This window comes from Leifsonia sp. NPDC058292 (assembly GCF_042880955.1).
In the GTDB taxonomy this organism is placed as follows: Bacteria; Actinomycetota; Actinomycetes; order Actinomycetales; family Microbacteriaceae; genus Leifsonia.
On record NZ_JBHVYL010000028.1, the window covers coordinates 21,860 to 41,457 of the forward strand.

20 protein-coding genes and 1 pseudogene are annotated in these 19,598 nt (G+C 63.5%); 16 read left to right on the forward strand and 5 right to left on the reverse strand.

Features of this window, described 5'->3' with window-relative positions; all coding sequences use genetic code 11:
* The first annotated feature begins 143 nt into the window (after positions 1–143).
* Positions 144–500, forward strand: coding sequence for an antitoxin Xre/MbcA/ParS toxin-binding domain-containing protein (locus ACFVWR_RS14410; RefSeq protein WP_387213304.1), 357 nt, complete (start codon positions 144–146; stop codon positions 498–500).
* Positions 501–505: 5 nt separating this feature from the next.
* Positions 506–1,084 carry an RES domain-containing protein gene (locus ACFVWR_RS14415; RefSeq protein ID WP_387213307.1) on the forward strand — a complete coding sequence of 193 codons (579 nt, stop codon included), beginning with the start codon at positions 506–508 and terminating at the stop codon, positions 1,082–1,084.
* A 123-nt stretch (positions 1,085–1,207) separates the two neighbouring features.
* Here the strand turns inward: ACFVWR_RS14415 and ACFVWR_RS14420 are convergent, their stop codons facing one another.
* On the reverse strand, positions 1,208–1,966 hold the full coding sequence (locus ACFVWR_RS14420) for an SDR family NAD(P)-dependent oxidoreductase (RefSeq protein ID WP_387213310.1): 759 nt from the start codon (positions 1,964–1,966) through the stop codon (positions 1,208–1,210).
* Between the two features lie 58 nt (positions 1,967–2,024).
* On the opposite strand from ACFVWR_RS14420, the gene ACFVWR_RS14425 reads away from it, so the two are divergent.
* Positions 2,025–2,636, forward strand: coding sequence for a TetR/AcrR family transcriptional regulator (locus ACFVWR_RS14425; RefSeq protein ID WP_387213313.1), 612 nt, complete (start codon positions 2,025–2,027; stop codon positions 2,634–2,636).
* Positions 2,637–2,727: 91 nt separating this feature from the next.
* On the opposite strand, the gene ACFVWR_RS14430 is transcribed toward ACFVWR_RS14425, so the two are convergent.
* Positions 2,728–3,192: an Lrp/AsnC family transcriptional regulator gene (locus ACFVWR_RS14430; RefSeq protein ID WP_387213315.1), complete on the reverse strand. Its 465-nt coding sequence runs from the start codon at positions 3,190–3,192 to the stop codon at positions 2,728–2,730.
* Positions 3,193–3,297: 105 nt separating this feature from the next.
* Here ACFVWR_RS14430 and ACFVWR_RS14435 point away from each other — a divergent pair, with 105 nt between their 5' ends.
* The 5 genes from ACFVWR_RS14435 (at position 3,298) to ACFVWR_RS14455 (ending at position 7,739) form a co-directional block, all read left to right on the forward strand.
* Positions 3,298–3,924, forward strand: a complete 627-nt coding sequence (locus ACFVWR_RS14435) for a LysE family translocator (RefSeq protein ID WP_387213317.1) — start codon at positions 3,298–3,300, stop codon at positions 3,922–3,924.
* 56 nt (positions 3,925–3,980) lie between these two features.
* Positions 3,981–4,586, forward strand: coding sequence for a TetR/AcrR family transcriptional regulator (locus tag ACFVWR_RS14440; protein WP_387213320.1), 606 nt, complete (start codon positions 3,981–3,983; stop codon positions 4,584–4,586).
* Between the two features lie 122 nt (positions 4,587–4,708).
* The gene (locus ACFVWR_RS14445) at positions 4,709–5,668 is read left to right on the forward strand and encodes a patatin family protein (protein ID WP_387213323.1); all 960 of its coding nucleotides are present in this window, start codon (positions 4,709–4,711) and stop codon (positions 5,666–5,668) included.
* Positions 5,665–6,549 (forward strand): alpha/beta fold hydrolase, encoded by an 885-nt coding sequence (locus ACFVWR_RS14450; RefSeq protein ID WP_387213326.1) that lies wholly within the window; start codon positions 5,665–5,667, stop codon positions 6,547–6,549. Before ACFVWR_RS14445 ends, ACFVWR_RS14450 begins: the two co-directional genes overlap by 4 nt.
* Complete coding sequence (locus ACFVWR_RS14455; RefSeq protein WP_387213329.1) at positions 6,549–7,739, forward strand: aminotransferase class V-fold PLP-dependent enzyme; 1,191 nt, start codon at positions 6,549–6,551, stop codon at positions 7,737–7,739. The genes ACFVWR_RS14450 and ACFVWR_RS14455 overlap by 1 nt, the downstream gene beginning before the upstream one ends.
* 275 nt (positions 7,740–8,014) lie before the next feature.
* Here ACFVWR_RS14455 and ACFVWR_RS14460 read toward each other — a convergent pair whose 3' ends face one another.
* Positions 8,015–8,773 carry an MgtC/SapB family protein gene (locus ACFVWR_RS14460; protein WP_387213331.1) on the reverse strand — a complete coding sequence of 253 codons (759 nt, stop codon included), beginning with the start codon at positions 8,771–8,773 and terminating at the stop codon, positions 8,015–8,017.
* 415 nt (positions 8,774–9,188) lie between these two features.
* Between ACFVWR_RS14460 and ACFVWR_RS14465 the strand changes: the two genes are divergently transcribed.
* The 8 genes and pseudogenes from ACFVWR_RS14465 to ACFVWR_RS14500 all read left to right on the forward strand — a co-directional run bounded on the left by ACFVWR_RS14465 (position 9,189) and on the right by ACFVWR_RS14500 (position 17,413).
* Positions 9,189–10,349: an ABC transporter substrate-binding protein gene (locus ACFVWR_RS14465; RefSeq protein WP_387213334.1), complete on the forward strand. Its 1,161-nt coding sequence runs from the start codon at positions 9,189–9,191 to the stop codon at positions 10,347–10,349.
* Positions 10,346–11,320, forward strand: coding sequence for a carbohydrate ABC transporter permease (locus tag ACFVWR_RS14470; RefSeq protein ID WP_387213337.1), 975 nt, complete (start codon positions 10,346–10,348; stop codon positions 11,318–11,320). Before ACFVWR_RS14465 ends, ACFVWR_RS14470 begins: the two co-directional genes overlap by 4 nt.
* On the forward strand, positions 11,320–12,135 hold the full coding sequence (locus ACFVWR_RS14475; protein ID WP_387213340.1) for a carbohydrate ABC transporter permease: 816 nt from the start codon (positions 11,320–11,322) through the stop codon (positions 12,133–12,135). The genes ACFVWR_RS14470 and ACFVWR_RS14475 overlap by 1 nt, the downstream gene beginning before the upstream one ends.
* Complete coding sequence (locus tag ACFVWR_RS14480; RefSeq protein WP_387213343.1) at positions 12,132–12,947, forward strand: inositol monophosphatase family protein; 816 nt, start codon at positions 12,132–12,134, stop codon at positions 12,945–12,947. The genes ACFVWR_RS14475 and ACFVWR_RS14480 overlap by 4 nt, the downstream gene beginning before the upstream one ends.
* Positions 12,925–13,716 carry a glycerophosphodiester phosphodiesterase gene (locus ACFVWR_RS14485; protein ID WP_387213346.1) on the forward strand — a complete coding sequence of 264 codons (792 nt, stop codon included), beginning with the start codon at positions 12,925–12,927 and terminating at the stop codon, positions 13,714–13,716. Before ACFVWR_RS14480 ends, ACFVWR_RS14485 begins: the two co-directional genes overlap by 23 nt.
* 52 nt (positions 13,717–13,768) lie before the next feature.
* Positions 13,769–14,818, forward strand: a complete 1,050-nt coding sequence (locus ACFVWR_RS14490) for a LacI family DNA-binding transcriptional regulator (RefSeq protein ID WP_387213349.1) — start codon at positions 13,769–13,771, stop codon at positions 14,816–14,818.
* Between the two features lie 140 nt (positions 14,819–14,958).
* A pseudogene (gene treS, locus ACFVWR_RS14495) lies at positions 14,959–16,707 on the forward strand (maltose alpha-D-glucosyltransferase).
* Complete coding sequence (locus ACFVWR_RS14500; RefSeq protein ID WP_387213353.1) at positions 16,700–17,413, forward strand: HAD-IA family hydrolase; 714 nt, start codon at positions 16,700–16,702, stop codon at positions 17,411–17,413. Before treS ends, ACFVWR_RS14500 begins: the two are co-directional and overlap by 8 nt.
* Here ACFVWR_RS14500 and ACFVWR_RS14505 read toward each other — a convergent pair.
* Positions 17,362–17,775 (reverse strand): DUF4913 domain-containing protein, encoded by a 414-nt coding sequence (locus ACFVWR_RS14505; RefSeq protein WP_387213356.1) that lies wholly within the window; start codon positions 17,773–17,775, stop codon positions 17,362–17,364. The genes ACFVWR_RS14500 and ACFVWR_RS14505 overlap by 52 nt on opposite strands.
* A gap of 14 nt (positions 17,776–17,789) precedes the next feature.
* A complete protein-coding gene (locus ACFVWR_RS14510; RefSeq protein ID WP_387213385.1) occupies positions 17,790–19,592 on the reverse strand; it encodes a type IV secretory system conjugative DNA transfer family protein in 1,803 nt (600 codons plus the stop codon).
* Positions 19,593–19,598: the final 6 nt, after the last annotated feature.

A 19,598-nucleotide genomic window follows, 5' to 3' on the forward strand; every position in this document is an offset into this window, starting at 1 on the left:
CAAAGGTGCAACCTAAGACGCAGTGTAACACGCAGAAAGAGTGGAAGTACAACAGGCAACCGGCGTATGCTATTGATTGTCCGGATCCGCACGGCTCACCCCACCGAAGGATCATGCGCCCGAGACGAGAAAAGGAACCCACCATGACTGACCTCGCCGCACGTGCCGCTTCGCCGGTTTATCGTCGCGTCGTGTCTGACGCCCGCCAAGCGCTCACGCTGGGCGAAATCGCAGAGGTGACTGGCGTCCAAACGCGCTCTGTGCAGAATTGGGCCGCCGGCACGACGAAGCCGGACGGCGTCCAGCGTGATCGATTGCTGGAGCTCCAGTATTTGATCGAACAACTTTCAGACGTTTTCGACAACGAGGGAATCGAGATCTGGCTCCACCGCCCGCAGCGAATGCTCGAGCATCAGCGTCCTATTGATGCCATCCGTGAGGGACGATTCGAGGACGTCCTAGCAGTCGTCGAATCTCTCGCCGGCGGACCTAGGCGGTAACAGCCATGGACTCGCTGCGCTCGACGATCGAACGTGTCGCCTCAATTAGGCAGAGCGAGATTCGTGGTGAGTTCTACCGGCACGCCAGTCCCGGTCGCGACGCCTTCGCAGGAGGATTTCACGGCCGGTGGGGTGCAAACTTTCCGGTGATCTACCTCGGGCGCCCTGTCGACAGTTCCATCATCGAGGCTTACCGGCACCTGGTTGAAGACGCGGGCGTGCCTCCAGAGCACGTTAAGCGTCGAGTGCTGTATACGGTTCCCGTCGCGGTGACACGTGTGCTCGATCTGACGGCAGACGGTGCTGCTGCGGAGGTCGGGCTCCTCGAAGCCGACCTGAGGTCAGCAGTGGGGGAATATGCAGCGTGCCAGCGCGTCGCGGCGGCGGCCCATCAGCTGAAATATCATGGCATCTTGGCGCCCGCGGCCGAAGGCGACGGGGAGACCTTGGCGCTCTTCCGTGATCGCCTCACACTGTCGGAGCTTCCGATCGCCAGCGTGGAGACATTGTGGGATCAACTGCCCGCGGACCCTCGGCGAGGCGGCGGCAGACTGGTGCAATTTCCCCGGCGGGTGGATAACTGATAACCGTCGTTATGTCAGCTTGAAGATGGCTTATCGCCGTTTTGTTCGCTCTCCCGTTCGGATGAACACCACAGACCGCGCATTACCCCTGCTGATCAGAGGGATTACTTGTACGGCTGGTTCTTAGCGTCGCGAGAGAAGCACACTGGCCCGCCCACCGTCGACATTGAGGGTTGCACCATGGACGAAAGCTGCTTCATCGGAGGCGAGGAAGGCGGCAGCAGCAGCGATGTCGGTAGGTCTTCCGGGTGTGCCGGCCGGTGCTCCGTCCATGAGCCCCCCGCCGACCGATTCGCTTCCGGGATCATGAATAACACCTGGCGAGATGGCGTTGACGCGCACGCCTTGCGGCCCGAACTCGGCCGACCATGCTCGCGTAAGCGCCTCCATCGTCGCCTTCGACGAGCTGTACAGCGGTGAGGACGAGACCGCCAGTCGTGAGACCCAAGATCCCAGGTTGATCACCACGCCTGAACCGAGCGAGATCATGTCAGGGACGACCGCCTGCGTTAGGAAGAACGCCGACTTCACGTTGACATCGAAGATGCGATCGAAGAGCTCCTCGTCGACGCTGGCAGTGCTGTGGGGCGGGTAGATGCCCGCATTGTTCACAAGGATGTCGATCGGCGCACCGAGCAGTAGGCCTGCCTCGTTGGCAAGCTGCCGAGCCGTGGCTGGGGTCCCATCCAGGTGCGCCGGAACGAACTGCGCACGGCCACCTCGTTCGCGAATTCCCGCCACCACGTTTCCACCGCGTTGCGTGCTGCGCCCAGAAACGACCACGTACGCTCCTTCTGCTGCAAACGCTTCAGCGATCGCCTTGCCGATGCCGTTGGTGGAGCCCGTTACCAGTGCCGTTCTTCCGTCGAATCTTCTCGTCATGTCCTGAACGCTAGAAACCTCGCTTCTGGACTGACAAGTCCAGAAGTAAGCTTCGTGGATGGCGTTGACAGCAAAGGGCGAGGCAACTCGGAAACGAATTGTTGAGGGAGCAGCAGCTCATCTCCGAAGCGTCGAGTTCACGGAGATCACCCTCGACGATGTGATGGCCGTCTCGCAAACAAGCAGGAGTCAGCTCTTCCACTATTTTCCGGAGGGTAAAGACCAGCTTCTCCTAGCTGTCATGCAACTGGAAGCCGACCGCGTCTTGGCAGACCAAGAACCGTACCTATCCCTGCTTGACTCCTGGGATGCGTGGGAGCAGTGGCGATCAGCTTTGATCGCCCGTTACAGCGCTCAAGGAAGCGCCTGTCCATTGCACACCCTGGTCAGCCAGATCGGAACCACTCCCGGAGCCGACCAGGTCACTCGCGCCCTCCTAGCACGATGGCAGTTGCGCTTATCGACTGGCATCCGGTCCATGCAGACGTCAGGACACATTCGAGCGTCCATCGATGCGGATCGCGTCGCGGGCGCTTTGATTTCTGCGATCGAGGGTGGAGTCGTGGTGATGTGGTCGACTAAATCGACCACACATTTGGAGGCAGCTGTGGACATCGTCTTGGAAAGCATGCGGGGGCAACCTTCAACGCTCTCGGACGCGCGCAGTTGAACAGAGTCGTAGTGCGTGAGGCCCGCAGCTGGTTGGCGCTCGACGCAACCACCACTCCTAGATGCCCCCCGCACTCACTGTGCCATGACGCTCAGCTGATGGCGCTGAGGGGCAACGGCCCATCTTCGACAATGTTCTTCATGACGAGGGTTGAGGTGAGCCGCTGGACTCCAGGCAGGGTTGCTAACTGTTGGTCGTAGATCGTTCCGAATGCGGATAGGTCGCGGGCGACGACGCGGAGGAGATAGTCAGGATCTCCGAAGAGTCGGTGAGCCATGAGCACGTTGGGTATTTCAGAAACGGCCTTTTCGAGGGCAGCGATGGTTGGTTGTGTGGTGTCACGCATCGATATGAATACGAGCGCCTCGAATGTGAGCCCGAGCGTGGTCGCGTCGAGGTGGGCACGGTAGCTACTGATCGCACCCGACTTCTCGAGAGCGCGCAGCCGGCGGTGACAGGGAGACAGGCTGAGGCGTACGCGGTCTGCGAGGTCAGTGATGCTTATGCGGCCGTCTCGCTGGAGTTCCGCAAGAATCTTCCGGTCAATGTCATCCACGAGGGCAATATTGCCCTATATGGCCCAGGTTCGGGAAATATTGGGGAGCCTATTGCGCGCGTTTCCGCCTAATCTCACCGGAGGTGGTGAGAGAAGAGGTGTTTGGTGGCTGCCAGTCTGATATTCGCCTTCTGGGGAGTCTCTTTGTTGGCCGTTCTCACTCCCGGGGCAGATTGGGCGTATGCCATCGCCGGCGGGTTACGGGCTCGGGTCGCGCCAGCCGTAGGTGGGCTTGTAGTAGGGCATGTGCTCTTGACCCTGTTGGTGGCGGCCGGTGTCGGCGCCCTCGTGGCCAGCGTGCCCGTGGTCCTCACGATCATCACTATCGCTGGAGCGTTGTATTTGATCTGGCTTGGCGTTCTCACCTTGCTGAGCCCGCCTGTGCTAAGCGCCGCAAGGAGCGAAGAACGCGGCTCGTGGTTCCGATGGGCGTCAAAAGGGGCCGGCGTCAGTGGGTTGAATCCGAAGGTGCTGCTTCTCTTCTTAGCGTTGCTGCCGCAGTTCACTGCTCGCGGAGCGGGGTGGCCGATTGCCCTTCAAATTGCCGTCCTTGGCTTTGTTCACGTCTTGAACTGCGCCGCTATATACACGGGCGTCGGTGCTGCAGCGCGGGTCCTGTTGCGGTCCCGGCCTACGGCGATCCTTCTGGTGAGTCGCGTTTCAGGTGTTGTGCTGATCGTGATCGGCGGGATTCTGCTCACGGAGAAGCTGTTGACGGTCGCGTGGCGCTAGTAGCCGCTGTTCCGTGACGCCTGCCTGTCTCGGACCGCGAGTGTTAAGGTCATTTCGTGCCCCGGACGAAGCAACGAACTGATGCGCTCCACGATCGCGGTGTAGCCAGCGCACTTGCGGTCCTAGCGGAGGATGGCGTCGCCGGCCTGACCGCTCGCTCGGTCGCTCGTCGAGCCGACGCATCTGTCCCGGCGATCTACGAGGTTTTTGGCGATAAAGGCGGCCTGATCCGCGAAGTGTTCTTTGAAGGATTCCGGATGCTCGCTGACGATCTATCCGCAGTAGCGGCGTCCGAGGATCCGCTGGAGACACTGCAGCGTCTGGCAGAAGCGTTCCGGGCCTTCTTTCTCGCCAATCCAGTCCTCGCGCAGATCATGTTCTCTCGGCCTTTCGCTGATTTCGACCCCACGACCGAAGACGACAAAGCGGGCGCCCGGGTGCGGGAAATCTTCGTGCGCTACGTGCGCATCGCAGTCGACGCTGGGACTTTCGTCGGTAATCCGACCGACATCGCTCATATCAGCCTCGCCATGGTGATTGGACTGGCCGAAGAGGAAAGCTCCGGCCGGCTCGGCACGGCCAAGGCGTCGCTCGATCGTCGCTGGCGCGTAGGCGTCAAGGCGCTCCAGCAGGGGTTCAGTAACCCGGTCGAAGACAACTGAAGCGCTCCCCCCGCACAGCAGCAGGCGTATCTCTCCCACCGGCTGCGACTGCGACTCCCCTATCGATGCGTCAGGCCACTTTTTTCTGAAACACGGTTACAGAACGGTGTTACAGTATCCGTGTGACAGATCAGGTCCTCCAGCTCCTGCGCGAACGGAAGCGGAAACAGAGTCTTCCCGGACGGCGCGACGATGACGCCCGACTCGTGCTGCTAATCGAAGGCGGGAGCTCTCGCGGCGCCTTCTCGAGCGGCATGACGATCGCCATCGAGAAGCACGGCCTGTTGCCGCTTTTCGACGCGGTCTATGGCAGCTCGGCCGGAGCACTGAGCGCGGCTTGGCTGTTGAGCGGTCGCGCGGAAAGCACCGTGCACGCCTGGTGGGACCCGATCGTCATGCGGACAACCATCGATCTTCGGCGGGCACTGCGTCGACTGCCCGTCGTGGACACGCACTTCCTGATCCATACCGTGTACACCGAAATCCATCTCATGGACTTTCCCAAGGTGCTTGCTAGTCCCGTCGAGTTTCATCCCATCGCCACCGACGCCCTCACTGGCCAAGCGACCGACCTCTACGGGCGATTTCATGACCAGGAGAGTCTGCAAGCCGCGCTGCGTGCCTCGACCGCGATGCCCCTACTCGCCGGCGAACCCATCGAGGTGGAAGGCCGGCGTTTCGTCGACGCGGGCGTGAGCGAACCCGTCCCCATCCGAACCGCGCTCGCGCAAGACGCCACCCATATCGTTGCGCTTCGCACTAGACGGAGCGATGAGAAAGTGTCCGCGCCAGATCGTCTCCAGCGCCTGATCTTGACGAGATGGTTCGCCAAATACGCGCCGGGGGCGCTTGACCCATGGCTCGACAGGCAAGCCGTGAGAGCGGAGGAAGAGCGCCTGCTGGCGGAGCACCCGGCGACCCTGCAAATCCGTCCCCCGATTGGCAGCGTGAACGTGGGCCGTACCGAGCGGGGAGAAGCCGTTCTGCGCGACGCCGTCAACACTGGTCGACAGGCTGCCCTAGCAGCACTCGCTGACTGCATCACCGAAGTCGCCGCAGCTCGTTCCGAGGACGAATCATGAACAAAGCCAACCGCCTGCTCCGCCGCAGCCTGAAGGTCGCGCCGGTACTGAAGCTGGCAGCTCTCCGTACAACGTTCGCCGTGCTGGAGGGCGTCGCGCCGGAAGTCGGCGCACGCATCGCACTGGATCTCTGGTGCACCCTCCCTGGTAATCCGGGCCGCCGTAGAGACGAACGGCCGAACGCGGGGACCGTGACCCGACTTGATGTCGGTGGCCGATGCGTTGTTGTGGAGACCTGGGGCAACGGACCCCGCGTCTATCTGGTGCACGGCTGGGGCGGGTGGCGCGGGCAGCTTGGCCAGTTCATCGCGCCGCTCGTCGAGGCTGGCTTCCAGGTCCTCGCGTTCGACGTGCCCGGTCACGGCGACTCCGGCCCGAGCGTGCAAGGACGAGGCCGTGGCAACGGAGTGGAATTCATCCAGACCCTTCAAGCGGTCTCGGCTCAATACGGCCGGCCGTTCGCAGTAGTCGCCCACTCCTACGGCGGGACGATTACCGGAGTCGCAATCCGAGATGGTCTTGATTTCGAACGCCTCGTTTGCGTATCCCCTAGTGTCGACCCGATGACGAGCATCCGGGGAATGGCAAGGCTTGTGGGTATTAGGCCTCGAACGATGAGCCGATTGCTGGCCGGCATCGAACGACTCGCCGGACGGCCGCTCTCAGACTTCGACCCGCGAAGCGTGACCCGCACAAGACCTCGAACGCTGGTGATCCATGACCGCGAAGACAAGGAGATCCCGTACTCGGAAGCAACTGCTCTGTTGCAGAGCTGGCCTAGCGCCGAGTTGTTCACCACGACCGGCCTCGGCCATCAGCGGATCCTGAGAGATCCGAACGTCATCAGCCATGCAGTCGAATTCCTCGTCGCTGCTCCCTGATGATAGGAACGACCGCCTTTCCGGCCGAAGGAGTGTTGTCTGTGTTACCTCACGACGATCTTGCACACGCCTGGCAAGCCAGGCGCCATCCACCGGCATTGCTGCACGCCGACTCGGCGGCGGCGGGTCGCACAAGCCGTGCCGTGCAAACGCGCATCGCCGAGCACCTTGCGGAGGAATCCATCCGCGGCGGCTACGTGGCCGAAGCCTCCGTGGCAGACGAGTTGGCACTCTTGCGTGCTCGCCTGGGAAGCCTCCTCGGAGGGTTCACTGCATCAGATGTGACGTTCACGGAAAGCTCCTCCAATGCCATCGCGCAATTGATAGCAGCGTTTCCGCGCCTGACACCAGGTAGCGAGGTATGGGCGACGCGTTCCGAATGGGGACCGAACGTCGCCGCGTTTGGGGATTACGGCCTGCGAATTAATTGGCTGGACACTGACGCAAGCGGGGTCCTCGACCTCGACGCGCTCGAGGCGAAGCTGCAGCTGGGCCGCCCAGCAGCAGTGCATCTGGTCGCGATGACCTCTCACCGAGCGATCGTCCAACCCCTGTCGGAGGCGGCCTCGCTGTGCGACAGATATGAAGTGCCCCTCATCGTTGACGCCGCGCAAGCCCTCGGCCAAATCGATATCGAGCCTGGCGCAGCAGCCATCTACGGAACTGGACGCAAGTGGATGTGCGGACCACGCGGGGTCGGGTACCTGGCGGTGCGAGAGCCGTGGCAATCCTCACTCCGTCCTGTCGCGCCAGCGCTCAGCAAAGAGAACTGGCCGGGGGACGATCGCCCCATCAGCCGACTGGGGAGCCGCGAAGCATTCATCGCGGGCCGCGTGGGACTCGCGACGGCAGTGGACGAGTATCTCGAACTCGGGCCTGAGCGCATCAGAGAACGCCTCCAGGCGATCGGCAGCGCCCTTCGGAATGCTCTAAGCGACGTTGCTGCTTGGGAGTTAAGTGATGCGGGAAATGCCCCGGGGGCCATCGTTGCTTTGAAGCCACGCCAAACCGGTACCGACGTACCCGGCGCCGCCGCAACCCTCCTACGGCGTGGCGTCCTCGCCACGGCCTGCCCCTGGCATCGGGCCCCAGCAGACATGCACGGGGGCTATATCCTGCGCTTCAGCCCACACGTCGAAACGACAACCGAGGACATAGAGGCGATCGCCGACTTCGTACGAGAACTCTAAAGGGACGTCGTCGGAGCGATCAAACTTGGCGCCCAGGCACGGTTCGTGAAACGGCATCCGGAATCGATGAACCGCTGTGATGCGCGTCTTGACCACTTTCCCGATGCGCACATTCTCGAGGTCGAATGTGCCTGCCTTGGTGTGGTCATAGAGCAGCGCTGCAACGATGTCGATGTGACGATCGGCTTGAGCCAGCGTGGCGAGCACGTGTTCTTGGTGCTTCGGCAACCAGTTCAGCTCGAGCGTCATCTGACCATCGTCACAGATTCGGCCGGTCAGTCTTCCGACTCTGCCGGCCACCAGCGACTTGAGACCACTTTGGGATCGAGGCTGATTCTCTGTACCGCCGCTTGGAGGCCGGCCGTGTCACCAGCGGTCTGAGAGGTAATGCCGGCGAGCACCTTCACCCGTGATTCCTTGGTCGGCCTGATGTCCAGTGAATGAAGCATGTACCCGGGCTGGTCGATCGTCTGGAGGACGAGCGCCCGAACGCGCTGTTCACTCTTCTCGGACGTGACGACTTCGAGCATGTAGTCACTTTCGGCTTCATCTTCGTCCGCGGAGTTGTCCTGCGCGGGATCGTGGTGACCGAATCGCCGGTTGACCATTCGGCTGACCGGTCGAAGGAGAGTATTGGTGGCGATGATCGCGGCGCTGCCGACGAGAGCGAATATCTCCATGCCGGCGCCTGCGAGAGAGCCGATCGCGGCGGCGCACCAGAGTGTCGCCGCGGTGGTGAGCCCGCGGATGTTGAATCCATCGCGGAGGATGACGCCGGCGCCCAAGAAGCCGATACCTGAAACGACTTGCGCGGCGACACGAGTTGGGTCTGCAACCACATGCGTCGCCTCGTTGCCCTCTAGGCTCACCGATCCGACGATGACGAAGAGCGCTGCTCCGACCGACACCAAGGCGTTGGTTCGGATGCCCGCCGTCCTGAGCCGCCACTGTCGTTCAAGGCCGATGGCGGCCCCCAAGGCGATGGCAACGACAATCCGTACGGATAGGTCAAGCAGAACGTCGATTCCTATCACTGGTCTCCTCTCCCCGCGACTAGCTGTGCGCCACTGCGGGATTGATCCCGGATGGGTTGGCCGTTCCCGCTCAGGAAACGGCAAAAGCAGACCAGTCCGTCTACTGGGACCGGTCCCGCGTTGCAGCGACGATACCAGACGTTAACCCAATCGTTATTTGCTATTTAGCTCCATGAGACTATCGTGGGACCGGTCCCGAGCACTTGACAGCAGCTTGGTTTGCTGCTGTGATCGGGACCGGTCCCAATCACTGTCGATTTGAAAGGCCCCACAACAAATGTCCCCCACCCGGTTCAAGCGCATCGTTAGCGGAACAGCTGTCGCGATCGCGTTCACTCTTGCCATTGCAGGCTGTTCGTCCACACCTTCGTCGCAGTCGTCGACGGGTAGCGACGAAGCTGCCAACCTCAGCCTGATGATCTGGGACCCCGCTCAGACTCCGGGCGTCCAGAAGGCCGTCGACGGGTTCGAAGCGAAGTACCCGAAGATCAAGGTGTCTCTGCAGCAGGTTCCGCAGGACCAGTACTACACGAAGCTCGACGCCTCCCTCGGCGCCGGCGAGGGCCCCGATGTGATGTGGCAGAGCTCGCTGGCGGTGCAGTACGCGACCAACGGCGCTCTCGAGCCCCTGGACAAGTACATCAAGCAGTCCGGCGTCAAACTGTCGGACTATCCCGCCAAGATCGCGAACCTCTACAAGTTCGACGGCAAGCAGTACGGCATCCCGAAGGACCAGGACACGTGGACCCTGGTCTACAACACGGCCGCGTTCAAGAAGCTCGGCGTCACCGACGTCCCCACCAACGACTGGACCTGGGACGACATGGTGAAGATCGCCAAGGAGCTCAAGGCCAAGCAGACGACCTCCGACGCACCGCTGTTCTACGACCACCAGTTCAACTTCGGTGTGTCGAGCCTGATTCACTCGCTCGGCGGGACCGTCGTCAAGGCCGGTAAAGCCACGGTCGCGTCCCCCGAAGGCGAGAAGGCGCTCGGAATGATCAAGAGCCTGCAAGACGACGGCCTGATCACCAAGATCGCCGACTCGGCCGACTACAACCCGGTGACGGCGCTCATCTCCGGCACGGCAGCGATGGCGGAGATCCCCTCATGGAACCTCAGCCTGTTGTCGCAGGCAAGCGCCCCGGAGGGCACCTTCCACGCAGTGCGCGTGCCGTCGGTCGACGGGAAGGCATTCACCGACACCAACGGGCTCTCGTATGTCATGAACGCCAACTCGAAGAACAAAGACGCAGCGTGGAAGCTGATCGAGTTCCTGACCTCCACCAAGGGTGCTGAATTGCACGCCGCCGGCGGAGCGGGCATCCCGGCCAACACCGCCAAGAGCGCCCTCGACGCGTTCGTAGGAGCGAACTCCAAGATCGTCGGACTCAGCGCCGCACTGACCGCAGCGCAGAAGCAGACGTACCTCCGCACGTCGTCCGAGTTCCCGGCCACCCGCGCGTCCAACCCGCAGATCGAGAGCACGGAGATGGGCCCCTACTGGTCCGGCTCCATCTCCGCCTCTGACGCGACTAAGGGAATCGACCAGATCCTCGACAAGGCGCTCCGTTGAGTTCAACCAAAACCCTGCCCCCCGTGGGCGCGCCCTCCGTGGGCGTCCAGCCGAGGTCGCGGCGCATCAAGCGCCGCGGCCTCGGCCGGCGGGACACGCTCGTCGGGTTCCTGTTTCTCGCGCCCCTGTTCATCGGCCTGCTCGTATTCCGGTTCTACGGATTCGGCTACAACGTCTGGCTGTCCTTCCAAAAGGCCGGCGCGTTCGGCCCGCCAACTTTCAACGGGTTGCAGAACTACCAAGACCTGTTCTCCGACAGCCAGTTCGGTGTCGCGCTGGTCAACACCTTCAAGTTCTGCATCCTGGCGGTCCCCGCCGTCGTGATCGTGTCCTTGCTGTGCGCGACACTCATGCAGCGCCGATTCCGGGGTGAGACCGCGTTCCGCGCGATCGTGTTCCTGCCGGCCGTGTGCCTCCCAACCGCGATCATCTTCGCGTTCGGCTGGCTCTTCCAGACCCAGTACGGCCTCATCAACGCGGCCATCAAAGGACTCGGTGGGTCGCCCGTCAGCTGGCTCGGAAGCTCCACTGGAGTAGCGGTCATCGTCACCGTCGCTGTCGTGTACCTGTCGTTCAGCGTGCCCACGATCATCCTCTACGCCGGCATGCAGGACATCCCGACGGAGGTCTATGAGGCCTCGACGCTCGATGGTGCCGGCCCGGTGCGCCGGTTCTTCTCCATCACGGTTCCGCTGCTCGGACCGTCACTGTTCTTCGTCATCCTCACCACGACCATCGGCGTTCTCAAGCTCTTCGACGTCGTTTACCTGCTGCTGCCCCCGGAGCAATCGACGTCGGTGAACTTCGGGATGACGGTTCTCTATTACTACTACCAGCTCGCGTTCCTTGGAGTCGGGCAACGCGGATACGCCGCGGCCATTTCGCTGGTCCTGTTCGTGCTGATCCTCGTGGTTTCGCTGGTCATGTTCCGGCTGCAGCGCCGATTCGTACACTATGGAGAGGACGGCTGATGCAGCTTCGCGTCCGTTGGTGGACCTACCTCATGGTCGTCGTCGTGGGGCTGGTGATCCTCGCGCCGTTCGCGTGGATGGTCATCACTGCCCTGATGACGACCGCGCAAACCCTCCAGATTCCGCCGTCGGTGATCCCGACTCCGCCGACCCTGGACGGCGTACAGCAGGTGCTCGAGAAACTGCCGTTCCTGCGTCTGCTGGGAAACACCGTCGTGGTATCGATCGGGCGGGCACTCCTTACCCTCATCATCTGCTCACTCGCCGCCTACGCCCTGGCCATCATCAAAGTGCGCGGCGCCCGGATCATCCTCCTGGTGGTCCTCACGCTGATCATGGTGCCGAGCGACATCTTCATCATCCCGAGCTTCTCGATCGTTTCCGCGCTGCACCTGACGAACACGCTCGCGGCGCTCGTCCTACCGAACATCTTCGACGTGTTCGGAGTGTTCCTGCTCTACCAGTTCTTCCGGGGCATCCCTCGCGAACTGATTGAGGCCGCCCGGATCGACGGCGCCTCACACGCCCGCATTCTGTTCACCATCGTCGTGCCGGTCAGTCGCAGCGGGCTCATTGCTCTGGCGATCTTGACCGTCCTGAATGAATGGAAAGAACTGCTGTGGCCGATCGTCGTCAACCGCGACGTCGACCAGCTCACCCTCGGCCCGGGCATCGCCCTGCTCCGCGGAACCGCCGTCACCGACTGGAACGTCCTCATGTCGGCCGGCGTCATGGCCGCCCTCCCGATGATCCTGATCTTCCTGCTCCTGCAACGGAACTTCGTCTCCAGCTTCGCCACGAGTGGGCTGAAGTGAGCGACGTGGACGTTCTGGAGCTCCTCGGCCTCGCCCAGGGGATCGCCGGCGAAGCGGCCGCACTCGCAGCGGACATGCGAGCCGGCGGCATCAAGGTGCAGGCGACGAAGTCGAACGACCTGGACATCGTCACCCAGGCTGACACCGCAGTCGAGGCGCTGATCCGCCGCCGCCTTGCCGATGCACGACCTGACGACGGTGTGCTCGGTGAAGAGGGTGGAGAAGCCGAAGGAATCAGCGGCGTCACCTGGATCGTCGACCCGATCGACGGGACCGTGAACTACCTCTACGGGTCGCCAAGCTATGCCGTCTCGATCGCCGCCACCGTGAAAGCCGACAACGGTCGACGCGTCTCGCTCGCTGGCTGCGTTCACGCACCCATGCTCGGCACCGTGTACACGGCGGCCGCCGGTCACCCCGCTCACCGCAACGACCAGGAGCTGCACGTCAACACCGACGTGCCGCTCCACAAAGCGTTGGTCTCGGCCGGCATTCCGTACGACCTCGAAATTCGTGAGCGGGTCCTGCGCGATTTCGCCGCTCTCGCCCCACGCATCCGAGATCTCCGGCTCGTCGGATCGGCCGCGCTGGACGTCTGCGGCGTTGCGGAAGGCCGCACAGACGCCCACGCCGGGCGCCGACTACCGATCTGGGACTACGCCGCCGCTGGCCTCATCGCCAAGCAAGCCGGCGCTGTCCTCCGCGGTGCTCGAGGCGGACCGCCCAGCCTCGGACTGCTGCTCGTCGCCGACGCCCCGCTCGCCGACGCCCTCGAACCCTTGCTCAACGATGAAGGAACCCACCATGACTGACGAACGTAGGTTCGTACTCTGCGGACACCGAGGCAACATGGCCGCCGCGCCGGAGAACACACTCATCTCATTCGCCAGCGCCGAACGAATCGGCGTCGACGAGATCGAGCTGGACGTCCGCACAACCGTCGACGGTGAACTCGTGATCCTGCACGACCACACCGTGCGTCGAACCGCCGCCGCCCAAACACCATTCCTCGACACACCGATCGAGCGGCTCACCTTCGACCAGCTGCGAAGCATTGACCTCGGCCACGGGCAGACCATTCCGACGTTCGCTGAGACCCTCGACTCGACAAGCGCCCTGTTGCAGGTCGAAATCAAAGCACCCGCCGCCGCCCGTCCGTTGGCCAGGTTCCTCCGTAACCGACCCGTAGGGGACCGCGACCGGTGTCTGATCACGAGCTTCGATCCCTTGTCGCTGGCCGACTTCCGCGACGAGTGGATCGGCGGGGCGCGGGGACTCGCCCTCCATGTACCGGATGTCACCGAGAACTGGCGCGATCACGCAGACCGGCTCCAGGTCACGACCGTTTACATCCCCGTGCCCCAGCTCACTACCGAGCTCGTCGACGAGCTACACGCCAGCGGCCGCCGCGTCGCCGCATCCCTGATCGAAGGCCCCGGCGATGTCCGCCGGATCGTGGAGGTCGACGTGGACGCCACGGCCTCCAACTCGCCGGCGTACGCCCGCGAACTCCTTGAATCGAATGCCGAATTCATGGCCCGGTTCCCGACATTCGCTACCAACCTGGCAGAAACGGCGTAACGCATGAAGCAGCAGCCGCAGGACGGAAAGAGGGGTTGGTAGTATGACGTCCATGCCATCCGGCCTCGACATGCAGCGTGGTCGCCGGTCGAGTACGATCCGGGACGTTGCCGCTCTGGCTGGAGTCTCGAAGTCCACCGCCTCGCGGGCTGTATTGGGGCAGGGCGGGGTGAGCCCAGAGAATCTCGACAAGGTTATGCACGCGATCGAGCAACTCGATTTCGTGCCAAACCAGCTCGCGCGCAGTCTCAATGCGAGCTCCTCGACAATCCTCGGACTGTTTCTGCGACACACCCGTTCGCCGTTCTACGCCCACCTCGCCGGAGCGTTCGAAGAGAGCGCCGGCGAGCGGGGCTACCAGGTGATGTCCCTCGCCTCCGGTGATCAGCCGGACGAAGCGAACTTGCGCTCGTTGAACCTGATGGCTGATCTGCACACCGCGGGCCTTGCCGTAGCGGCGCCGAACGTCGATCCGCGCACGATTCGCCAGGTGGCCTCGCGTGTCCCGCTGGTACTCGTCGGGCAGATGGGCCAGCCCTCCAACCCGGGAGTTCCATATATCGTCCCGGATCCCCGAGCGGCGGGCACCCTTATCGACCACGTTGTCAGCCTCGGCCATCGCTCCATCGCTTTGTTGGCCCTGTCTCCTGAACAGTCACCAACGCAATGGGCGCGCATCTCCTGGATGCGAGACGAACTCGAGCATCAAGGGCTGCTTTCCGGGTTCGAGAGGATCGAAGTCGACCAGGACCTCACCGAAGTGGTCGGTGCGCTGCACACTGCTGGTGTCACCGCGATCCTGTGCCCAAGTGACTGGGTGGCCTTCGACGCGATCGCGGCTGCCGGGCGGCTTGGGCTGTCTGTCCCTGAAGACATCTCCATCACCGGTTACGACGGCGTCCCACCGTTCGACCACGAGGTCTTTGGCTTGACGACGTACCGGATTCCGGTTGACGCGATGGCGGCCGCGGCCGTCAAGCTTCTCGACGACCGCCTCCACGACAACCACGTCGACGCCGGCGGCATCCTGCTGCGCGGCGAGCTGATCGTCGGCCGCACCACCGGACCAGTGCCCGCACGGTCCATCGCCGGACGCATCTAACGACCCGGCACCGCACCCTCCAGCTCTAACAAGCAGGCGAGCGACTGCGCACCTCTGCGCGGCATCCGCATCTGCTCTCCCCCGATCACCTCGTCTCCATCTGGAAGACGACTGTCTTGTCGCACCCGCGAGGAGTCATCATGAGCCTGCCCCACGTTCCCGGCGTCGAGCACGACCTGCAGTGGTACCGATCGGCCGTCTTCTACGAAGTGATGGTCCGGTCATTCGTCGATGCCAATGGCGACGGGACAGGCGACTTCGCCGGGCTCATCTCGAAACTCGACTACCTCCAATGGCTCGGAATCGACGCCCTCTGGCTTCCCCCGTTCTTCCCTTCACCGCTTCGCGACGGCGGCTACGACGTCTCCGACTACTTGTCCGTCCACCCTGACTTCGGCACCGTCGACGATGTCCGCGAGCTGATCGCCCGGGCGCACGCACGCAATATGCGCATCGTCATCGACCTGGTGATGAACCACACCAGCGACCAACACGAATGGTTCCAGCAATCCCGTTCCGACCCCGACGGGCCCTACGGCGACTTCTACGTCTGGCGCGACACCGACGAATCGCGCAGTCAGGTGCGGCTCATCTTCCCCGACTACGAAGACTCCAACTGGGCCTTCGACCCCGTTCGCCGGCAGTTCTACTGGCACCGCTTCTTCTCGCACCAACCCGACCTCAACTTCGACAACCCACGCGTCATCGACGCCCTACTCGACGTGGTCCGCTTCTGGGCCGACCTCGGCGTGGACGGGTTCCGACTCGACGCCATCCCCTACCTCTACGAATCCGACGAAGGAACCGGCGAGAGCGAACCCGAGACCCACGACGTTCTGCGCCGGTTACGGGCGATGATCGACCAGGAATAGCCAGGGCGAGTGCTCATCGCGGAAGCTAACCAATGGCCAGCCGAAGTCGCTGAATACTTCGGCTCGGAGGAAGAACCCGAGTGCCATATGGCGTTCGATTTCCCGATCATGCCGCGCATCTTCTATGCACTGCGATCGCAGTCCGCAGCGGAGCTGGAACGAGTGCTGTCCGACGTCACACCGAAGCCGGAAGGTGCCGCCTGGGGGATCTTCCTGCGCAACCACGACGAGCTGACGCTCGAAATGGTCAGCGAGGAGTACCGGCACGCCATGTACGGCTGGTACGCCTACGACCCTCGCATGCGCGTCAATGTCGGCATCCGACGACGCCTCGCGCCGCTGCTGGACAACTCCCGCGCCGAACTGGAACTAGCCCACGCGCTGTTGTTCTCCCTTCCCGGGTCACCATTCCTGTACTACGGCGATGAAATCGGAATGGGCGACAACATCTGGCTGCCCGACCGCGATTCCTCGCGCACGCCGATGCAATGGACCCCCGACCGCAACGCAGGCTTCTCCACCACCGACCCCGGCAAGCTCTATCTGCCTGTCGTGCAATCGCTGGTCTACAACTACGCGCTCGTCAACGTGGAATCGCAGCTCGCGCAGTCACGGTCGCTCCTGCACTGGATTCGGAACATGATCCACATCCGCAAAGCGCACCCGACATTCAGCCTGGGCTCGATCCAGGTACTCGAAACCGACCACAGCTCTGTTCTCGCCTTCATCCGATCGAATCCCCGTGCTGATCGCGAACATGCCGATCGCATCCTTTGCGTGTTCTCCTTCTCCCACAACCCAGTCACGGTCCGCATCAATCTGCCGGTCGAAGACCAGGAGGCGCCGGTGATCGATCTCTTCGGAGGTGGCGAATTCCCCTCCGTCGAAGCGGACGGTGAGCTCACACTTACCCTCGCGACGCAGAGCTTCTATTGGCTGGGAATCGGTACACCAGCTACGCCGATGCGGCCGCTGGAACTCGTCGGCGCGGGCATCGAAGGAGGGTTCCATGACTGAACCGACCGCTGGCGACCAACGAGCCGGCGAGAGGAGCCCGCGGATCGTTGTGTTCGACCTGGGGGAAGTTCTTTCCACCCCCACCGGCATGATCGAGCGGCTGGCCGCGCGAGTCGCGCACGAACCCGAGTCATTCGAGCGGGCATATTGGCTGAGGCGACTTGAGTACGACCTCGGCCTGGACACAATTACCTACTGGACCGACGTGCTCGAGAGCCTGGGTGTGCCGGCAACCGGCGACGCGCTCGAAGACCTAATTCGTATCGACACCGAATCATGGACCACGATCAGAGCCGACGCGAGAGAATTACTCCGTGGACTCCACGAGGCTGGCACACGCATCGGGATCCTCTCCAACGCGACCATCGAGATGGCAGCCGCTTGCAGACAGGGCGAATGGGCGCCCTGGGTAACCGACTGGTTCTTCTCAGCCGAACTCGGTCTAGCCAAGCCCGATCCAGCCATTTACCACCGCGTCACCCAGGAACTCGAGCTTCCCGCCGCCTCCATTCTGTACATCGACGACAGCCGGGCCAGTGTAGAGAGCGCCACTATCCAGGGCTGGGACTCGCACCTGTGGACCTCGCCCTTGGCAACTGTGACTTTGTTGACAGAGGCCGGACTCATCAAACGGGCCGCCACGCAGGAAGGTGGTCAGTGGGATCGGCGCATGTCCGGGAACAAGCCCGCGGGCGGAGCCTCGTAGGGCAGCGGCTCGCCGCGCTTGTTCTGATCGTCCGATGCAGCGAATGGCCCGTTCGGGCTGAGTAGCGCGGGCATGTGGTGGTCGGCGTGATCACGCCACCAGACGCTCATCCCTGTTGCAGGGTCGAGCCGTAGATGCTCCCAGGAGCGCCAGAGCGCGTCGAGGCGGCTGAGCGCTTCGGGGTACTCCCACCAGCGCGCAGCCCACTTCATTCCGCCCTGAGCGCCCACAGGACGCCGGTACACCTTGATCAGGTACTCGCGCACGAACTCGTCGACCGAGCCGTAGAACAGGTCCGGCTCTGGCCCATCGCCGGCATCGTTGACCGCAGTGCCTTGATCGTCGAACTCGTCGTCGCGCATCTCGTCCTCGTAGCTCACAGCCGGTCCTCTCGTGACGCAGCCGCGTCGAGCCAGGCCTGCGCGCCAGCCGAACCATCAGACGTGCTGAGGGCGGCGCTAGGATCCACAGCAGCGCCGTTGGCGGGGTCATGGGCGGCGATCGACGCGCGTACCGCGTCGGCCTGGTCACCGCGCATCCACGGGACCGTCTCAACCAACGTCGCCGGAGCACCCGAGGCGAACACCACGGCGCGGCCGCGCGGAAGCGCGGCCAGGTCGGCAACATCCATCGTGCGTTCACGACGAATCGAGTTGGACGTCGAGCGTCCGCCACGGCCAACGCTCACGGAGGCGGTGCGCCTGTCGTGGTCACCGATCAGCTGCGACATTTCGCCCAGGAAATCGGTCTCGGCCACGCCGCCGCCGTAGACCTTCACGTTCGAGGCGGACCACAGCTTGCGCATACCGTTGCGGCCCCACACCTCCACGCCCTGAGACCAGGACTGCAGGATGGTCATCAGGACGATGCCGCGCGACCCATAGTGCGAGTACAGATCCGGCAGGGCCTCCCACCGGCAGACGTTCGCCGCCTCATCGAGCACGCCCAGCATCGGCGTGGCCAGGCGGCCGCCCGCTTGCGTGGTTGCCAGCTGCTCCGCGGCCTCGATCGTCGCAGCGGTGAGCGCGGTCACGAGAGGGCCCGCGGTGCCCTTCCCTTCCTTGGAGAGGCTGTAGAGGGTGTCCGAGCTGCGCACGAACACGTGCGGATCGAAGTGCGGCCGCCGATCGCCGCCGAAGTTCCCGCCAGTCGGCGTTACCCAGGCGGCGATCTTCCGACTCTTTAAGCACGACGCCATCTGCTGCGCCGTGCCGAACACGCCGGAGCGCTGATCGGGCGCAGCGAACACGTAGCCGGCCACCGCATCGGCCACCTGGTCGTAGCCGTGGTCGCGGAGAATGTCGATCGCCTTCTCGTCGCTCGGCCTGGTGGTCCAGGTGAACACCTGAGTGATCGGCAGATTGTCCAGCGCGGCCGCCAGGAGCAGGCCGGCCAGGAGATCCTGCCCCGCGGGGTCGAAGTAGGCATCCGCGCGGGCGTCGCCCGCGCGGGAGCCGGAGGCGAAGTGGTTGGCCAACTTCGCTGCCTGTTCTTCATCGGTGACATAGGACAGCGGATTCCACCACCATGACGGTGCTTCTAGGGCGATCCCCTGAGGATCGAACGCCCACACGGTGCCCTTCGACGCGCGAACGTCGCGGGTCGCGTCAAGCACGTCACGCTTGTTCGAGGTGACGATGACCGCGCCGGGGGCGCTGAGAATCGCAGGGATTGCCCGGGAGGTCGTCTTACCGGTACGTGGGCCCCACACGTCGACGTGCATGTCCTCTGGGGAGCCGTAGAGCCACCGACGGCCGGCGACGGTGATGCCGATCGGTACACCGAGCCAGCCAGCGACTCCGAGCCGCTGCGCGGTGCTCTTGGCGCCCTTGGTCGACAGGGCCGCGAGGTCGCGGCCGCGGCCCATGTGGCCGGCCGCGTGGTCGACGCGTGAGCGGCGCCGCCGGCGCTTGGCGATCGCCACTATGACGACGATCGCGAACGCGACGACGATCACGGCGGCGACGATGAGGATCCAGGTGGCCGATGGCGGCCACACGTACGTGCCCTTCAACGTGCCGAAGAACACTGTGAACGGGTTCAGCGGCAGCCCGGGGTTCACTCCGTCGAGCTTCGAGCCGAGCGTGACGGACGCCCAGAGGCCGCCGACGAGGACCACGACGATTCCGATGAACACCCAGACCAGGGCGCCGTCACCCGCGGCTGACGGCTCCTTCATCCGGTT